The organism is Subtercola boreus, assembly GCF_003399625.1.
GTDB lineage: Bacteria > Actinomycetota > Actinomycetes > Actinomycetales > Microbacteriaceae > Subtercola > Subtercola boreus_C.
Map to the genome: position 1 here is coordinate 1 of NZ_NBXA01000034.1, position 17074 is coordinate 17074.

Here is a 17074-nt window from a genome sequence, read left to right on the forward strand (position 1 = left end):
GCCCTTCCGGGCCACCGCCACGACGTCATCACGGAACTCTTTCGGATATGCCTTTGCCATAACTGACATCCTTCCAGCGAGAATCAAATCTCACAGATCAGATGACAACCGAACTCTGGGCAGACCCAACAGCATGAAGAACGCGTTGAGCGCGTGACTAGCGAAGGGAACAGAAGGGATTTTCTCTCGACGATCTGAAGCGGGCAGCCTTTGTGTGCCTGCGCTAGGGCATTGAGGCGCCAGGCGGTGGATCGCTCGCTACGCCGGTCAGGATCTGACGGATCAGATCGTCGCAGTACCGCGCAGCGGCGTCTTGATTCTCCTCTGGTGCCGAGGTGAAACCCATCAGCGTGCTCACCAGAATCGCCCCCGTGATCGTCTGGATGAGGAGGTCTGGGTTGCAGTGCTCCGCGAGCTCGCCGCGGTTGACGGCCTCGACGACGAGCGACCGGTTCTGGAAGTGGATGACGCTCCGAAGTCTGTCGAAATACTGATCGAACAATTCTGGGTGCAAGCCGCGCTCAGAACTCACGCGCAGGATGAACGCACCCTCCTCGGAGTGAGTGAGGCGCAGTGTAGACATGGCGATCGCCCGCAGCACCCGTGTGATGTCGCCGTGCGATGAACTGTCGGGCACCAGAACGTGGGACGACAGGACGTCATCCATGAGCGCTTTTGTCGAAGCCCACCTTCTGTAGATCGCAGGTTTACCAACGGCGGCCTCTCTGGCCACGGCTTCGAAGGTGAAACCGCTGAAACCAGAGCGCGCGTAAACACGTTGAGCGGCCAGGAGCACTCTCTTCCGGATTTCCGGGTCTCTGGGCCGTCCAGCCCGCTTCTGCTCCTGCTCTACCACCGCCACCGCTCAATCATCATGTCCCCCATTATCGAGCGTCGCCCTCGGAAGCACCGTGAGTGACTTGCAATAGCGGGTGGGCAGGTCTACTTTTTATTTACGTACGAATATCGTACGAATGACGAGGGAGTCTATCCATGGATGTACGCATTGACGCTGGCCGACCAGGTATTCCGATTGTGACGGAAGAGCTGATGCTCGGAGATGCATCTCGTTGGCGCAGGTTCGGGGAGGTCATCCCAGCTGGCCAATCACTCAACAGCGACGGCACCCCCGACTACGGTCTCTTCGGACCGGGGTCGGTCGCATGGCGAGTGCTTCTGCACCCCGCGACAATCGTTTTCGAGACCGCAGCCCAGGCGGCGGTTCAGTTCCTCTACGAGCCGATCACCGCAGGGATCCGGGACATGGACCCGATCTCCCGGAAGGCGCGGAATGGGAGGTTTACGATGTTCGACTTCTTCGAGCGCTTCCAGCGCAACTCCGGAATGCACGCGCCGATGTGGCTAGGCGACACCTCCACGGCGGAAAACATGGCCACTCACCTCCACAGGATCCATGGTCACGTGACGGGTCCGGTCATTGATCCCGATGATCTTTCGCTTGGCGGATATGCAGCTGCCGAACCCCGCGATGCGATGTGGGCAGCTCTCACCGAATTGCACGCGACTCTCTGCGCCTACGAGAAACTGGCTTGGAACGGCGACGAGGCCCCTCATCCGCTGACACCAGCCGAGCGAGATCAATTCGTCCTGGAGATCGGGGCCTACTTGCGTCTCGTCGGTGCCGAAGAGTCCGAGATCCCCACGAACATGGCGGAGCTGGATGCCCTCTATGAAAGGTACTGGCCCTACTTCGGGCTCAAGGAGAGCGTCTTCGCGGATCCTGAGACCGGGGTCAACATGATCGCGCAATACAAAAACGTCGCTCAGTCGAACTGGGACCCTTCGCACAAGCTTGCCACCGACACGCTCTTCGAAGTCTACGAGCAGTGGCACGACGTCATGCTCGCGGTTCTTCCGGAAAAGCTCCAAGCCGCAGCGGGCCTGAGCCGGGAACAGATCGACTCAGCTGGTGAGATCATCGCTCAGCACGAGGCCGGCATTCGCGAGATTCAGAATCCCGAGAACGAGGCCCGCTTGATGCGTCTGCTGTGGGGGCCGGATGGAGTGGACCTCATTCGCAACGCCCGCGCCCTCCATGAGGCTGCACTGGCTGGCGGCGTTTCGCACAACGCTCTCACAGCCCTGTCGAGCCCGGAATGAGGGTGTACTTCGTCGAGAGATATTCGTGGATGCCTTCCGCGCCGCCCTCTCGACCAAGGCCCGACTGTTTGACTCCGCCGAAGGGTGCAGCGGCATTGGAGACGACTCCCACGTTCAGCCCCATCATCCCGGTGTCCAGTCGGTCGATCATCCGCTGGCCGCGCGCGAGGTTCTCGGTGAAGACGTAGCTGACGAGCCCGTATTCCGTGTCGTTCGCCAGCGCAACCGCCTCGGCTTCCTCATCGAACTCGACGATCGCCAGTACCGGCCCGAAGATCTCTTCGCGCAGGATGTCGCTACCCGCACGCACGCCGGTCAGCACGGTCGGCTCGTAGAAGCTCCCCTCACCCGCGCGTCTCCGACCGCCGACGAGGAGGGTGGCCCCGCGTGCAACCGCGTCGTGAACCAGAGCGTCGACCTTCTCGACAGCGCTCTCGGTGATGAGCGGGCCGATCGTCGTCTCCGGCTCCGTTCCCCGCCCGACGGTGAACTCGGCGACACGTTCGACCACGCGGCGGGCGAATTCCGGGGCGACCGACCGGTGCACGATGAAGCGGTTCGCCGCAGTGCAGGCCTGGCCGATGTTCCGGAACTTCGCGGCGACGGCCCCGTCGACGGCTTTGTCGAGATCCGCGTCGGCGAAGACGATGAACGGCGCGTTCCCACCCAGTTCCATCGAGGTGCGAAGCACGTTCTGAGCGGCTTGTCGGATGAGGGTTCGACCCACCGGTGTCGAGCCGGTGAAACTGAGCTTCCGGAGCCGCGGGTCGGCGATGATCGGTTCGGCGAGCGCTGCAGATGCCGAGGTGGTGACCACATTCAGGACGCCGGCCGGCAGTCCGACCTCCTCGAACAGCTTCGCGAGGTACAGCGTCGTCAGCGGGGTGAGCTCGGCCGGCTTGACGACGACCGTGCAGCCGGCAGCGAGGGCCGGGGCGATCTTGCGGGTCGCCATCGCGAGGGGGAAGTTCCACGGCGTGATGAGGAAGGCCGGCCCGACCGGTCGCTGGGAGACCACCATCTGGCCGGTTCCCTCGGGATTGCTGCCATAGCGCCCCGTGATGCGCACCGCTTCTTCGCTGAACCAGCGCAGGAATTCGCCGCCGTACGCCACCTCACCCCGGGCCTCGCTGAGCGGTTTGCCCATCTCGAGTGTCATGAGCAGGGCCATATCGTCTGTGCGCTTCTGAACCAGCTCGAACACGCCGCGGAGCAGTTCACCGCGCACCCGAGGCGCGGTGGCAGCCCAGTCATCGGCTGCAGAAGCGGCCGCGGCGAGGGCTCGAAGACCGTCGCCGGGTCCAGCGTCTGCCACGTGTTTCAGTACCGCCCCGGTGGCCGGGTCGAACACGGCCAGAGTTCTGCCCGATTCGGCCGCCTCCCACCGTCCGCCGATGAAGAGCGTCGAAGGAACGGCGTCGAGCAGGGCGGATTCGGTGATGTGGGTCACAGGGGTCTCCTCAGGGTCAGTGCGGGCGGCTGTCACGGGTAGAGTCCGCGCAGCCGGTGGGCCTCGGTCACCCGGGCCACGGCCAAGCGTGTCGCGGCTGCGCGAAGGGTGATGTCGTGGGTGTGGGCGTGATCGCTCACCGACCTCCAGGCAGCGAGCATCCGCTCCTCGAGTCGAGCCTCGACGTCGCGAGCCTCCCAACGGTAGGACTGGTTGGCCTGCGCCCACTCGAAGTACGACACAATCACTCCCCCGGCGTTGGCCAGGATGTCGGGAGCGACGAGGACACCGTTCGATCGCAGAATCGTGTCAGCATCCCGGGACGTGGGCCCGTTCGCCCCCTCGACCACGACCCGGGCGCGAAGCCGTTCTGCGTTGCCGGAGTGGATGACCCCTTCGATCGCCGCGGGAACGAGCACGTCGACCTCGAGTTCGAGAAGACCGTCGGAGTCGAACTCGTCAGCCCCGTCGAACCCGACGACGGAACCCGTGCGGTCGACATGGTGACCGAGGGCACGGATGTCGATTCCCGACGGATTGTGGATCGCACCGAATTGGTCGCTGACGGCGATGACCTGTGAACCGTCATCGGCCAGGAAGTGCGCCGCGTCACGGCCCACTTTGCCGAAGCCCTGCACCGCAGCTGTCGATCCCGGCATATCGATACCCACAGACAAAAGAGCTGCCCTCGCGATGTGAACCACCCCGCGTGACGTCGCGCTGGCTCGGCCGAGCGACCCGCCGAGGCTGAGCGGCTTCCCGGTGACGACCCCGGGAACGGTGTGGCCCTGGCTGACCGAATAGGTGTCCATCATCCAGGCCATGGTCTGTTCGTCGGTGCCGACATCGGGCGCGGGGATGTCCTGGTGGGGCCCGATGATCGGAAGGATCTCGCTGGTGTAGCGACGGGTGATCCGTTCCAGTTCGAGGGTGCTGTACGTGCGCGGATCGACGGTGACACCACCCTTCGCGCCGCCGTAGGGCACGTCGAGCAGCGCGCACTTCCAGGTCATCCACATCGCCAGCGCCCGAACTTCGTCGAGAGTGACGTGCGGGCTGTACCGCAGGCCGCCCTTCGCAGGACCCCGCGAGATGTTGTGCTGCACCCGATAGCCGGTGAGCACCTCGGTGCTGCCGTCGTCCCGGCGGAGCGGGATGCTCACGGTCAGTTCCCGGCGCGACTGTTTCAACATGGCGTGGGTGCCGGAGTCGTAACCGAGATCCGCCACGGCGACGGCGAGCTGGGCGTGCGCGTCTTCGAGCACCGAGGTGCGCTCGGGCAGCACGGCGACAGCGCCGGGGATCGAACTCATGAGGCGGCCAGAGCGTCGCGCACGACGGCCAGGCCATCGAGCAGGAGGTCGTCAGAGATGGTCAGGGGAGGCAGGAACCGGATCACGTTGCCGTAGGTACCGCAGGTCAGCAGGATGACCCCCTGCGCATGCGCCAGAGCGCTGACCCGTGCCGTGAGCGCCGGATCGGGTTCGGCGGTCGACGGATCGACGAGCTCGATCGCCATCATGGCGCCTCTGCCCCGCACGTCGCCGATCCGGGCGTCGGATGCCTGCAGGCTCTCGAGTCCTCGTCGCAGGACGGTCTCGATCTGCCGGGCGCGCTCGATGAGGCCGTCGTTCTGGTAGCTGCGGATCGTCGCGACGGCCGCCGCGCAGGCGATCGGGTTTCCTCCGTAGGTGCCGCCGAGCCCGCCGACGTGCGCCGAGTCCATGATCTCCGCCCGTCCGGTGACGGCAGAGAGAGGGAGCCCTCCGGCGATGCCCTTGGCGGTCACGATCAGGTCGGGCACCACTCCCTCGTGCTCCGAGGCGAACAGTGCACCCGTCCGCGCGAAACCGGTCTGCACCTCGTCGACGATGAACACCACACCCTGGGCGCGCGACCAGTCCGCGAGCGCCTCGAGGAAACCCGGCGCCGGCACGATGAACCCGCCCTCGCCCTGGATGGGTTCGATGACGAGTGCGGCGACGTTCGACGCGCCGATCTGCTTCTCGATCTGGCTGATCGCGCGGCGCGCGGCTTCGGGGCCGGGGAGGCCTCCGTCTCTGAACGGGTACGAGAGCGCCGAGCGGTACACCTCGGGGGCGAACGGGCCGAATCCGCTCTTGTAGGGCATGGACTTCGCCGTGAGGGCCATCGTCAGGTTGGTCCGGCCGTGGTAGGCGTGGTCGAAGGCGACGACGGCCTGTCGCCCTGTGTAGTGCCGGGCGATCTTGACGGCGTTCTCCACCGCCTCAGCGCCGGAGTTGAACAGGGCGGTCCGCTTCTCGTGCTCTCCCGGGGTGAGGTCATTGAGCAGCTCGGCGACCTCGACGTAGCCTTCGTACCCCGTGATCGTGAAGCAGGTGTGCGTGAACTGCGCGACCTGCGCGGTGACGGCTTCGACCACGTCGGGCGCTGCATTGCCGACGCCTGTCACGGCGATTCCGGAACCGAAGTCGATCAGGGTGTTCCCGTCGACGTCGAGCACGACTCCCCCGCCTGCGGCCTGCACGTAGACGGGCAGGGTGATACCGACACCACGGGCGACAGCCGCAGACTTTCGGGCGTGCAGTTCGACCGACCGGGGACCGGGGATCGCTGTCACGAGACGGCGTTCCTGCCGGAGCGTGGGGCCTCCCACGGGAACGGGCGGGGCTACGGGTGCAGGCGAGGTCATCGTTGTCCAATCGGCTAGGGGTGCGGGACTGCCTCCAGCCTGACGGGCATCCAGTGCCCCAGCCAGTGCCGGAGTGGCTTCGCTTCCGGATGCCGGCGCCACTGTGGCACCTGTCGGGAGGAGAGGCCACCAGCCGGCCAGGACGCCGGAATTCGCACCCCCCTGCTCCCGAGTATCGGGGGCGATACAGTGGACGAATGGCAGACATCGGCACGAAAGGGCAGATTCTCCTTCACGCTGCCAGGCTGTTCGGACAACGGGGCTACCACGGCACTTCCACCCGGGACATCGCGGAGTCCGTCGGCATCCGCCAGCCGTCGCTGTTCTACCATTTCGGCTCGAAACACCTCATCCTGAGTGAACTCATCGACGCCGACCTCGCCCAGGATGCGGAGCGCTTCGACGAGGCGATGGCATTGGATGTCGGTCACGCCGAGCGTTTTCACTTCTTCCTCGCGGTCACGTCGAGGGACTATCTCACACTGCCCTACGACGCCCGGGGCTACTACGGTGACGCCGTCTTCAGCGAGCCGGAATTCGCGCCTCAGCGCCAGGCGATCGAACAGCAGCACGCGAACATCCGCCACCTGGTCGAGCGGGGGATCGAAGCTCACGAGTTCCAGGCGATCGATGTCGACTTCGTGCAGGGAGCGGTGAACGGCCTGCAGTTCGAAGGGATGCGCAAGCGGGAGATCAACCGGGATGCTCCGGTGTCGAAGTGGCCACTCCAGGTGGCGGACTTCATCCTCCGTGCCATCCTCGTCGACCCCTCGACGCTGGCAGATGTTCGGCGAACGGCCGCCGAACTCCTCGGGGAGCAGTCGGAGCGCTGACGCGGGGCTCCGCCCGACGAAATGACTCCGCGCCGAAATCACGGCGAAACACGACCGATACACGGATCCTCTATCAATTGATAGACACGTTCCCTATCCATCGATAGACTGCTTTCCGGCCCTCCCGGCCGTGAGCACCGAGTATCAACGGAGATTTTCATGCCCATAAAACTGCACGTTCTCGCTGCGGCCACCCTTTCGGCCGCCGTCGCCCTCACCCTGTCGGGGTGCGCCACCGACAGCGCTCCGACAACCGCTTCGACTGTGGCACCGGTCGCCACCGTCGAACCCTCTGCCCTTCGATCCCCTGGAACCCTCACCTACTGCACCACGAACCTCGGTTCCCCGCCCAACATCTCCACCGACGCAAGTGGAGCACTCGTCGGCAGCGAGATCGACATGGCAAAGGGCATAGCCGAGCGCCTCGGCCTCAAACCCGATTTCGTCACGGTCGACTTCGCCGCGCTCATCCCGAGCCTGCAGGCTTCACAGTGCGACGCCATCATGGCCACGCTGTACATCAAGCCCGCACGCGAGGAGGTCGTCGACTTCGTTCCGTACCTGACCTCGGCCGTCGGCGTCGCCGTCAAAGACGGATCGAACACGGGCGTGACCGGGCTCGACGACTCGCTCTGCGGCAAGAAGGTCATGGTGACCGTCGGCACGACGGCCCAGTCGCTCGCCGAAGACCAGTCGACCAAGTGCTCGGGTGAAGGCAAGCAGACCGTCGACATCTCGACGAACAACCAGGCGACGATCGGCTTCCAGCAGCTCGCCAACGGCCAGATCGACGCCTACATCGATGCAGCCGAACTGATCGGCTACTACCAGAAGCAGGGCACGGCCGGAATCTCGATCGTCGGCGAACCGACCTCCCCGGCCACGATCGGTGCCGCGACGCGCAAAGACGACAAGGCACTCCACGACGGGATCCAGCTCGCCTTCACCGACATGGTCGCAAGCGGCGACTACGCGAAGATCCTCGACACCTGGGGCCAGTCGTCGGTGGCCCTGAAGACCCAGGGCTGATCATGAGCTTCGACTGGTCGTTCTTCTTCAAGAACCTCTTCACCCCGTCGGGGCCCTTCCTGCAGGGACTGGCCCTCACCGTGATCGTCTCGATCGTCGCGATGGCCGGAGCGCTGGTCGTCGGACTGCTGATCGCGCTGATGCGGCGGTCGGAGATCACCCCGCTCCGAGTCGTGGCGAGCTTCTACATCTGGCTGATCCGCGGCACGCCCCTCCTCGTGCAGTTGGTGATCATCTACACCGGGTTGGCCGCAGCGAACGTCGTCCGCTTCCAGGACGGAGAGATCGGGGGCATCCTGATCAAAGCCGCCGTGCAGGCGGCGATCGTCGGTCTGATCATCAACGAGAGCGCCTACATCTCCGAGATCATCCGGGCCGGTCTGGATTCCGTGCCTGTCGGTCAGCACGAGGCGGCCGCCACGCTCGGCATGTCCGGTCTCTCGGCAATGCGGTGGATCATCCTGCCGCAGGCTCTCCGCCTGATGGTCCCTCCTCTCGGGAACTCGTTCAACGGGCTCATGAAGAGCACCTCCATCCTCAGCATCATCGGGGTGTCGGAGATGTTCCTCGTCGCTCAGAGCATCAGCGCGGCGAGCTTCAAGACCTTCGAGATCTTCGCTGCCGTGGCGCTCTACTATCTCGCGCTGACGACGATCTGGACGATCATCCAGGCGATGATCGAGCGCCGCCTGAACGCGGCCGTCGGGATCGACGCAAAAGTCTCCTCCTGGCAGCGCCTGTTCGGCGGCCGGCGCGGAGCAACCCTGCAGCCCACCTCCTCACCGATCGGAGACCTCGTATGACCGCCGCGCCGGCCATCGTGACTGCCAGAGACCTCACCTGCACCCTCGGAGGTCGCCGGGTCCTGGATGGCGTGTCCCTCGACGTGGCACCGGGCGAGGTCGTCGTTCTCGTCGGCCCGTCGGGCGCCGGCAAGACGACGCTCCTGCGAACCATGAACGGGCTCGAGACCATCGACGGTGGAGACCTCCTGGTCGCCGGGGAGCCCATGGGCTACCGCGTCGACAGCACGGGAGCCCGAAGGGATCTGCCGCGCCGGATCCTGACGAAACGTCGTCAGGAGATCGGTTTCGTCTTCCAGCACTTCAACCTCTTTCCGCACATGACGGCTCTCGAGAACGTCTGGCATGCCCCCGTGCGCGTCAGAAAGACCCCACGGAGCATCGCCATCCCGCAGGCCGAGGCACTGCTGGCCCGGGTCGGGCTGGCCGACAAAGCCGATTCGCGCCCGAACAAGCTCTCGGGAGGCCAACAGCAGAGGGTGGCCATCGCCCGTGCGCTGGCCATGAAGCCTCAGCTCATGCTCTTCGACGAACCGACCAGTGCGCTCGACCCCGAGATGGTGGGCGAAGTGCTCGACGTGATGCGGGAACTCGCCGCGGACCACATGACGATGGTCGTCGTCACCCACGAAATGGGTTTCGCCCGCGAGGTCGCCGACCGAGTGGTCGTCATGGATGCGGGCAAGGTCGTCGAGATCGCGCCTCCCGCCGCCCTCTTCGCCAATCCGCAGCATGTCCGCACCCAGGCGTTCCTCTCCAAAATCCTCTGAACTGACAATGGGGTCACCCGGATGCCCTTCAGCGCACCGGCCCAGAAAGCACCACACCACCATGACAGAACCATCCCGCCCCGGCGGCGGTGCCATCGCCACTCCCCATTCCCTGGCCACCCGAGCGGGTGAGCAGGCCTACGAACGCGGTGGGTCCGCCATCGATGCGGCCCTGGCCGCCGCCGCCGTGCTCTGCGTCGTCTACCCCCAGAACGTCAGCATCGGCGGAGATCTCATCGCGCTCGTCCGAAGCCCTGACGGCGTCGTGCGGTGCATCAACGCCTCCGGGCCCGCTCCGCACCTCGTCGACGCCGAGGATCTGAGACGGCAGCACGGCGGAGAGCTCCCCTACCGGGGGATCAGCACGGTCACTGTACCCGGTGCCCTGCGGGGATGGGACACCCTTCACCGGATGGCGTCGAACAGGCCCTGGTCGGAGATCTTCGATCAGGCGATCGCCGCAGCCGAAGGGTTCCCGGTCTCCCGGTCGCTCGCCGACGCCTTCGTCACGGAGGCCGAGTCGATCGTGTCCGACTCCGGGTTCACCGATGTCTTCCAGCGCGGCGGCCGGTTCCCCACCGAGGGAGAGACCCTTGTGCAGCCCGCACTCGCCAGGACTCTGGCCACTCTGCAGGCCGAAGGCGCCGACGCCTTCTACGAAGGCTCGGTGAGCGACGACTTCCTCACCGGACTGGCCGCACTCGGGTCGGCGATCACCGCACCGGATCTGCTGCTGTTCCGCCCGGAGATCGTCGAAGCGATCTCCACCGCCTTCGGCTCGTGGCGGGTGCACACGAGCCCCCCGAATTCGCAGGGCTTCGCGCTCCTCCGGGTGCTGGAACAGGTGCAGGCGCTACCGGTCGAAGACCCGCTCGGCGCCGGTCTCGGCCAGCTGATGCTGCTCTTCAAGGCGGCGAACGACATCCGCGACGAGCAACTCGGCGACCCCCGATCAGGAGAACTCGACCTCCAGACGTCGCCGGCGTCTGGCAGCGGCGCTCCGACCGTCGTCGGCGCAGGCTTCGAACGCCCGCGGGGTGACACGGTGGGAATCGCCGCGGCAGATGCCGAGGGCTGGTCGGTGTCGCTCATCCAGAGCGTCTACCACGCGTTCGGTTCGGGAGTACTCGAGCCGGCCACGGGGATCCTGCTGCACAACCGCGGCACGAGTTTCTCGCTGCGACCGGGTTCTGCGAACCTTCTCGCACCCGGGAGGCGGCCCCCGCACACCCTGATGCCGGTCATCGTCACCGAAGGCGAACGGTTGCGAGCCGTCTCGGCGACCATGGGCGGGCAGGGGCAGCCCCAGATCCATGCCCAGGTGCTTCTGCGTGCCGCAGCGGGCGCATCTGCAGCCGAAGCGGTCTCCGCGCCCCGGGCGATCGTCGGAGCCCAACAGGACGGCGACTCGTCGACGACGGTGTACCTCGAAGCCGACCTGTCGGACGAGGCAGAACGCTCCCTCACGACGACCGGTCTCGACGTGCGGCCGACGCACGCCAGAAGCGAGGTCGTCGGGCACGCCAACCTCATCCTGGTGGCCCCGAACGGCGACTTCGATGCGGGCAGCGATCCCCGTTCCGACGGTTCGGCGTCGGCCTCGGCTACAACTTCGGCCTGACTGAACCGCCGCCGCTCACGCCGCCGGCGGTCCCTGCGGCGCGAGCGGGGGCGTGAGGGGCGGTGAGTGACGCAACGGACACAGCTGCTCGAATGCCGCCGCGACCCGGAGCAACTCGACATCGGAGTAGGCCGCACCCGCGAAGGTGAGCCCGACGGGCATCCGGATGTCGCTCATCAGCCCCATCGGAACGGTGACGGTCGGGATGCCGAGGTGCCGAATCGCGAGGTTGCCGTTGGCCACCCAGACACCGTTCCGCCACCCGGCGGCGGCAGAGTCGGCGTTCACATCCATGTCCGCTCTGCCGACATCCGCCACCGCAGGAAAGATCACTGCGGCCAGATCGAGGCTCTCGAGCCACTGGTCGACGTCGAGTCGCCGGGTCTCCTCCAGCCCCCGTGCTCCGTTCTCGATCTCGGGGATGTCGGTGAAGTCGCCGTGCGGGTGCGTCCGCACGAAGTCGGGATACGCCGGCAGGTCGTCGTCGAAGCCCTCGTACCGGTCCGGCAGGGCACCGGGCGGCGGGGGGAAGATCTGCCGACCATCCACCGCGGCGAGGGAGTGGAGGGCGGGATCCCCGTTCGCGTTCAGGAAGTCCTCCCACGCCCAGGCGGAGAGGTCGAGGATCTCCCGTGCCAGAAAGGCTTCGGTCACGAGCCCCCGCGTGCCGATCGTCGGCGCGCCCGCGCGGTCGCCCTCGTAGTTCGTGACCGCCGGGAAGTCCACCTCGACGACCGTCGCACCGGCCTCTTCGAGCGCGGCACGAGCCTGTTCGAACAGGCGCAGGCTGCTCGGCCGGGGCTCGATCCGGCTCCCGGTGGGCCCGCCGATCGTTCCGCCCGAGCCTGCCTCTGAGTCGGTGCCGAGGTACATCCGGGGCACCCCGAACCGCAGCCCGGCGAGCACGGCACGCGCCTCGTCGGGCCCGGCCGGCTCCAGCGCCCGGAACGACGCCGGGCGGATGCTCGAGGCCGACGGCAGCGCGACCCACGGTTGTGCCCGCCAGAAGTCGCCGCGCACCTCGTCGTCGTCGACGACGATCACATCGAGCACCTCGAACAGATCCGCCAGCGTCCGGGTGTGCGGCACGACGACATCCATCGTCGGCACCAGCGGCCAGTTCCCCCGCAACGAGATCAGTCCACGGGACGGCGTGTAGGCGCACAGCGCGTTGTTCGACGCCGGGGCCCTGCCGCTTGACCAGGTCTCCTCCCCCAGACCGAAGGAGGCGAAACTCGCCGCGGTAGCCGTACCCGAGCCGTTGGACGAGCCCGACGCGAACGCGGCCGTCAGGAACTCCGGGTTGTAGGGGCTCTCGGCACGGCCGTACAGTCCGCGCTGCATCCCACCGGCGGCCATCGGCGGCATATTGGTGAGCCCGAGGCAGATCGCCCCCGCATCCCGGAGCCGTTCGATGGCGAAGGCGTCGCGGGTGGCTGTGAGTCCTGCGAACGCAGGGCTCCCGGCGGCCGCGGTCAGACCCGTGACCAGGTAGCTGTCCTTCGCTGTGTAGGGGATGCCGTCGAGCGGCCCGAGAACGGAGCCGCCGCGCCGCCGCGCATCAGCGGCCCGTGCTTCGTCGAGAGCGTCGGGATTCGGCACGACGATACTGTTCAGGCGCGGACCGCCACGATCGTAGGCGGCGATGCGCGCGAGGTACGCCTCGACGAGACCGACGCTGGTCGCATCCCCCGATTCGAGGGCATGCCTCAGCGCAGCGATGGGGGCCTCTGTGACGTCGATGCTCATCTCGGCCCCACAGCGGGCTGCTGCTGGGTGATGCAGTGGATGCCTCCGCCGCGGGCGAAGAGCTCACGGGCATCCACCGTCACGACCTCCCTGCCCGGGTAGGCGTCCTGCAGAATGCGGGCCGCCCGCGTATCGGCCGTCTCATCACCGAAACCGCAGGCGATGACGCCCCCGTTGACCACCAGATGGTTGATGTAGCTGTAGTCGACATATCCATGGGCATCGCGGAGAACGGCCGGTGCGGGCACCTCGACGACCGTGAACTGCCGACCGGCCGCATCGCTCTGCTGGGAAATGGCTTCGCGGATGCCCTTCATCACCTCATGGTCCGGATGCGCTGAGTCGGGCTGGGCGTGCAAAAGCATCGTGCCGGGGGTGGGGATCGCGGCGACGATGTCGACGTGGCCCTTGGTGCCGAAGTCGTCGTAGTCGCGCGTCAGCCCCCGAGGAAGCCAGACCGTGCGGGTCGCGCCGATGGTGCGTTCGAGTTCGTCCTCGATCCGTCGGCGGTCTGCGTAAGGGTTCCTCCGGGGGTCGAGCTGCACCGTCTGCGTGGCGAGCACAGTCCCCTCCCCGTCGACGTGGATACCGCCGCCCTCGTTCACCATCAGCGAGCTGACGACCTCCGCCCCTGTCAGGTCGGCGACCAGTCGTGCATGCTGGGCGGCCTTCTCCCAGTCCGACCACTCGGGGTCGCCCCACCCGTTGAAGATCCAGTCGACCGCGCCGAGAACACCCGGGCGCGCGGAGTCCGTCACGAACGTCGGCCCGGAGTCCCGCAGCCAGAATTCGTCGATCGGGGCCTCGTGCTGCGTGATCGCTCCGTCGAGCAGCCGACGGGCCCGGCTGCTCTCGGTCGGGTCGACAAGGATCGAGACCGACTCGAACTGGGCGACGGTGTTCGCCACCGCCGCCCAGGCCTCATAGCCGGCCTCCCGCTCGGCGACCGTGTCACCGAGCGTCTGGCCCTCCCTCGGGAACGCCATCCAGGTTCTGTCATGGCGCACACTCTCAGCGGGCATCTGCCAGTTCATCGTCGACTGCTTCCTCTCGGCCCGGAGGCGATCATGCGATCCGCACCAGTTTCTTGTTGATGAACTCCTCCATCGCGTAGCGACCCAGTTCGCGACCGGATCCCGACCGCTTCACCCCGCCGAACGGAAGTTCGGCCGCGTCGCCGAGAACGAGGTTGATCCAGACCATCCCGGCGTCGATCGAGTCCGCGACCCGAAGCGCCTGCTCGGCGTCGGTCGTGTACACGTAGGAGCCCAGACCGAACGGCGTGTCGTTGGCGAGTTCGACGGCCTCCTGTTCCGTCGAGACGCGGTAGAGCGCCGCGACCGGGCCGAAGAACTCCTCCCGGTAGGCATCCATCCCGGAGGTGACATCGGTGAGCACGGCGGGCGGGAAGAAGTTACCGCGCGGCTCCCCGGCGAGACGCAGGGTGGCACCCTGCTGTTCGGCCCGGCCGAGCTGTTCGGTGAGCCGCCGTGTCGCCGCCTCCGATGACAGCGGGCCGAGCAGGGTGCCCTCAGCGAGGGGGTCTGCCGGCTGGGCGGCGGCCAGCCCCGCGGTGAACTTCGAGACGAACTCCTCGAAGAGATCGTCGATGACGATGAACCGCTTCGCGCCGTTGCAGGACTGGCCATTGTTGTCGAGCCGCGCGCTCACCGCGTCGTTCACCGCGGCATCCAGATCATCGGTCGACAACAGGATGAACGGGTCCGACCCGCCGAGCTCGAGCACCACCTTCTTCAGGTGTCTTCCCGCGATCTCGGCGACGGCCGCGCCGGCGCGCTCCGATCCGGTGACCGAGACACCCTGCACGCGCGCATCACTGATCACGGTCTCGACCTGCTCGTTGGAGGCGAGGATGTTGACGTAGACGTGTCGGTCCGCGCCCTGCTGGGCGGCGGCGTCGGCGAAGATCTGCGCGATCGCGATCGACGATTCGGGGCACTGCGGTGCCGGCTTCAACAGAATCGAGTTGCCCGCCACGATGTTGGGGCCGGCGAACCGTGCGACCTGGTAGAGGGGGAAGTTCCAGGGCATGATTCCGAGGAGCGCACCCAGGCCCACCCGTCGAACGAACGCCGAACCCGTTCCGGAGGCGAGAGCGATCGGTTCGTCGGCGAGGAATTCCTCCCCGTGGTCGGCGTAGTACTCGTAGATCGCGGCGGCGAAGTCGACCTCGCCCAGTGCCTGGTCGAGCGGCTTGCCCATCTCCCGCACGGCGATCCGGGCGAGGGATTCGCGCTGCTCGAGGTGCAGCTCGGCCACCCGCCTGATGAGCGCCGCACGCTCACTGACCGGCACACGACGTGACCAGGTGGTCTGTGCATGCGAGGCCGCCCGGATGGCCTCCTGCAGCTCAGCGTCGGTGATGGTGGGGTACTCGGCGACGATGTTGCCCGATGCCGGGTCGGTGACGGTGTAGAGGGTCATTCGGTCTCTTTCTTGTCGGTCAGTGCGGTGTTGCCCGTCGAACCGAGCAGCGCCCAGAGCACGGCCCGTCCGTGGAACGTCTCGAGATCGAGACCGGACAGCTCGGAGAGAGCTGCCATGTGTTGTTTCAGCGTGTGGCGGTGCAGGGTGAGCGCGCGTGCCGCAGGCTCCCACGCACCGTTGTGGTGGAGCCAGACGGCCGCTTCGCGGAGCAGGTCGTCTCCCTCCGGCGAACGGAGGGTGCTCGCGAGAGACAGCCGCGCGATCTCCGACACCCGGGATTCGGCGAGCAGACCCAGGATCGACTTCGAGGTGAGTTCGGTGAACGTCAGGATGCTCTCCGGTGACGCTTCCGCCGACGCGACAGCGGCCTGCCCCAGGGCATCGGACAACTGCGTCCACCGTTCGGCGCCGGCCAGTCCAGCGCCGAGGCGTGCCTGCCTGAGGCGGGTCGTCACCATTTCGGTGTGGCGCCGGTCCACCAGAACGACCAGGTCGGAGCGGTATTCCAGGGTGAAGAGCCGCTCGCCCCTGACCGCCAACCGTTCGATGGAATCCCGCACCTGGGGCGGCAGTCCGCGAAGGGGCAGGACGACCACATCGAACGGCTCCTCCGGCAGTCGCACGCGGTGCGGCGCCAGAGCACCACGCACAACCTCGGTGCGACCGTCGACCAGGAGTTCGAAGAGCCGCTGGGCGACGGACCGGAAACCCAGTCGCTCGTCGGCTGCATGTTCGAGCGACAGTTCGGTGAGGGCGCTCAACATGGTGAGAACGGAGCATTCCGGCTCGCTGAGCGGCGCGGGCCGCGTGACGACGAGAGCGCCGAGCAGGCGACCCGACGCCCCCAGGGTGTGGGCCGCCCAGAAGCCTGCCGGCCCTTCTCCACGATCCCTCGCCCGCACCCCCCGGGTGAGCAGTCGGAGGGCGTGGGCATCCACACCACCGGAGACGGAACCGTGCACGATGCGGCCGTCGGGGTCGAGAATTGCGAGGTCGCAACCGATCGCGAGGGCTGATGCCCGAACTGCTGCCACCAGCCCTCCCGAGCCGAGAACGGCCTTCGAGATGCTGTCCTGGGTCGACAGTGCCCACTCGAGCTGTTCGCGGGCCGCCGCGGCGATACCGTCGGCGACGAACTTGCTCACCGCGATGAACGGGGTCGCGTAGGGCACCTGCACGAGCGTCAGGTGAGCGTCGGTGCACGCGCGGTGGAGTTCGGCAGGGGTGCCCGATCGCACGACCTCGGTTCCGAAGCCGAGGGCCACCACGCCGACGTTCTGCAGACGGCCGACGTAGCGTTCGTAGTCTTCAGCCGAGGTGAACGAACCGAACTGACGCCCGGTGGTCAACAGCATCTGGCCCGCCTCGAGGAAGGGGCTCGGGTCGTCGAGGTCGGATGAATGCACCCAGCCGATGGGGGTGTCGGTGTAGAGCTCGGTCAGCGGCGTGATCCCCAGTGGCGCGTGGCCCACCAACCGACTGACGTTCATGACCCGATGGTCCACCACGGGGCCCCCGTCCGCATCCGCCGATTCGGCACGTTCGGTTCGGAATTCTGCCAATATGTCATGGCTCA

14 protein-coding genes are annotated in these 17074 nt (G+C 66.8%); 6 read left to right on the plus strand and 8 right to left on the minus strand.

Annotated elements, in window-relative coordinates; all coding sequences use genetic code 11:
- Window positions 1–223: 223 nt before the first annotated feature.
- Window positions 224–862: a TetR/AcrR family transcriptional regulator gene (locus B7R21_RS17460; RefSeq protein WP_116284540.1), complete on the minus strand. Its 639-nt coding sequence runs from the start codon at window positions 860–862 to the stop codon at window positions 224–226.
- A 131-nt stretch (window positions 863–993) separates the two neighbouring features.
- Here B7R21_RS17460 and B7R21_RS17465 point away from each other — a divergent pair, with 131 nt between their 5' ends.
- Window positions 994–2121, plus strand: coding sequence for an oxygenase MpaB family protein (locus B7R21_RS17465; protein WP_116284541.1), 1128 nt, complete (start codon window positions 994–996; stop codon window positions 2119–2121).
- On the opposite strand, the gene B7R21_RS17470 is transcribed toward B7R21_RS17465, so the two are convergent.
- Genes B7R21_RS17470 through gabT form a run of 3 tightly spaced genes read right to left on the minus strand, consistent with a single transcriptional unit; the run spans window position 2096 to window position 6245 of the window.
- Window positions 2096–3571 (minus strand): NAD-dependent succinate-semialdehyde dehydrogenase, encoded by a 1476-nt coding sequence (locus B7R21_RS17470; RefSeq protein WP_116284542.1) that lies wholly within the window; start codon window positions 3569–3571, stop codon window positions 2096–2098. The genes B7R21_RS17465 and B7R21_RS17470 overlap by 26 nt on opposite strands.
- A 32-nt stretch (window positions 3572–3603) precedes the next feature.
- A complete protein-coding gene (locus tag B7R21_RS17475; protein ID WP_116284543.1) occupies window positions 3604–4884 on the minus strand; it encodes a Glu/Leu/Phe/Val family dehydrogenase in 1281 nt (426 codons plus the stop codon).
- Window positions 4881–6245, minus strand: a complete 1365-nt coding sequence (gabT, locus tag B7R21_RS17480) for a 4-aminobutyrate--2-oxoglutarate transaminase (RefSeq protein ID WP_116284544.1) — start codon at window positions 6243–6245, stop codon at window positions 4881–4883. The genes B7R21_RS17475 and gabT overlap by 4 nt, the downstream gene beginning before the upstream one ends.
- Before the next feature lie 197 nt (window positions 6246–6442).
- Here gabT and B7R21_RS17485 point away from each other — a divergent pair, with 197 nt between their 5' ends.
- The 5 genes from B7R21_RS17485 to B7R21_RS17505 all read left to right on the plus strand — a co-directional run bounded on the left by B7R21_RS17485 (window position 6443) and on the right by B7R21_RS17505 (window position 11301).
- On the plus strand, window positions 6443–7078 hold the full coding sequence (locus B7R21_RS17485) for a TetR/AcrR family transcriptional regulator (protein WP_216364298.1): 636 nt from the start codon (window positions 6443–6445) through the stop codon (window positions 7076–7078).
- Window positions 7079–7237: 159 nt separating this feature from the next.
- A complete protein-coding gene (locus tag B7R21_RS17490; RefSeq protein WP_116284546.1) occupies window positions 7238–8107 on the plus strand; it encodes an ABC transporter substrate-binding protein in 870 nt (289 codons plus the stop codon).
- 2 nt (window positions 8108–8109) lie between these two features.
- A complete protein-coding gene (locus B7R21_RS17495; protein WP_116284547.1) occupies window positions 8110–8910 on the plus strand; it encodes an amino acid ABC transporter permease in 801 nt (266 codons plus the stop codon).
- The gene (locus B7R21_RS17500; RefSeq protein ID WP_116284548.1) at window positions 8907–9680 is read left to right on the plus strand and encodes an amino acid ABC transporter ATP-binding protein; all 774 of its coding nucleotides are present in this window, start codon (window positions 8907–8909) and stop codon (window positions 9678–9680) included. Before B7R21_RS17495 ends, B7R21_RS17500 begins: the two co-directional genes overlap by 4 nt.
- Before the next feature lie 61 nt (window positions 9681–9741).
- Complete coding sequence (locus B7R21_RS17505) at window positions 9742–11301, plus strand: gamma-glutamyltransferase family protein (RefSeq protein ID WP_116284549.1); 1560 nt, start codon at window positions 9742–9744, stop codon at window positions 11299–11301.
- A 15-nt stretch (window positions 11302–11316) separates the two neighbouring features.
- Here B7R21_RS17505 and B7R21_RS17510 read toward each other — a convergent pair whose 3' ends face one another.
- The 4 genes from B7R21_RS17510 to B7R21_RS17525 are packed head-to-tail and all read right to left on the minus strand — an operon-like array spanning window position 11317 to window position 16988.
- Window positions 11317–13050, minus strand: coding sequence for an amidase (locus tag B7R21_RS17510; protein ID WP_116284550.1), 1734 nt, complete (start codon window positions 13048–13050; stop codon window positions 11317–11319).
- The gene (locus B7R21_RS17515) at window positions 13047–14084 is read right to left on the minus strand and encodes an agmatine deiminase family protein (RefSeq protein WP_116284551.1); all 1038 of its coding nucleotides are present in this window, start codon (window positions 14082–14084) and stop codon (window positions 13047–13049) included. The genes B7R21_RS17510 and B7R21_RS17515 overlap by 4 nt, the downstream gene beginning before the upstream one ends.
- 31 nt (window positions 14085–14115) lie before the next feature.
- On the minus strand, window positions 14116–15495 hold the full coding sequence (locus B7R21_RS17520; protein ID WP_116284552.1) for an NAD-dependent succinate-semialdehyde dehydrogenase: 1380 nt from the start codon (window positions 15493–15495) through the stop codon (window positions 14116–14118).
- The gene (locus B7R21_RS17525) at window positions 15492–16988 is read right to left on the minus strand and encodes a PucR family transcriptional regulator (protein WP_147305944.1); all 1497 of its coding nucleotides are present in this window, start codon (window positions 16986–16988) and stop codon (window positions 15492–15494) included. The genes B7R21_RS17520 and B7R21_RS17525 overlap by 4 nt, the downstream gene beginning before the upstream one ends.
- Between the last annotated feature and the right edge of the window lie 86 nt (window positions 16989–17074).

Bases quoted from the DNA above. Each gene is read 5' to 3' on its own strand.
- B7R21_RS17525 (WP_147305944.1), bottom strand. From the start codon at position 16,988: ATGAACGTCAGTCGGTTGGTGGGCCACGCGCCACTGGGGATCACGCCG.
- B7R21_RS17520 (WP_116284552.1), bottom strand. From the start codon at position 15,495: ATGACCCTCTACACCGTCACCGACCCGGCATCGGGCAACATCGTCGCC.
- B7R21_RS17510 (WP_116284550.1), bottom strand. From the start codon at position 13,050: ATGAGCATCGACGTCACAGAGGCCCCCATCGCTGCGCTGAGGCATGCC.
- B7R21_RS17475 (WP_116284543.1), bottom strand. From the start codon at position 4,884: ATGAGTTCGATCCCCGGCGCTGTCGCCGTGCTGCCCGAGCGCACCTCG.
- B7R21_RS17515 (WP_116284551.1), bottom strand. From the start codon at position 14,084: ATGAACTGGCAGATGCCCGCTGAGAGTGTGCGCCATGACAGAACCTGG.
- B7R21_RS17500 (WP_116284548.1), top strand. From the start codon at position 8,907: ATGACCGCCGCGCCGGCCATCGTGACTGCCAGAGACCTCACCTGCACC.
- B7R21_RS17490 (WP_116284546.1), top strand. From the start codon at position 7,238: ATGCCCATAAAACTGCACGTTCTCGCTGCGGCCACCCTTTCGGCCGCC.
- B7R21_RS17465 (WP_116284541.1), top strand. From the start codon at position 994: ATGGATGTACGCATTGACGCTGGCCGACCAGGTATTCCGATTGTGACG.
- B7R21_RS17505 (WP_116284549.1), top strand. From the start codon at position 9,742: ATGACAGAACCATCCCGCCCCGGCGGCGGTGCCATCGCCACTCCCCAT.
- B7R21_RS17485 (WP_216364298.1), top strand. From the start codon at position 6,443: ATGGCAGACATCGGCACGAAAGGGCAGATTCTCCTTCACGCTGCCAGG.
- gabT (WP_116284544.1), bottom strand. From the start codon at position 6,245: ATGACCTCGCCTGCACCCGTAGCCCCGCCCGTTCCCGTGGGAGGCCCC.
- B7R21_RS17495 (WP_116284547.1), top strand. From the start codon at position 8,110: ATGAGCTTCGACTGGTCGTTCTTCTTCAAGAACCTCTTCACCCCGTCG.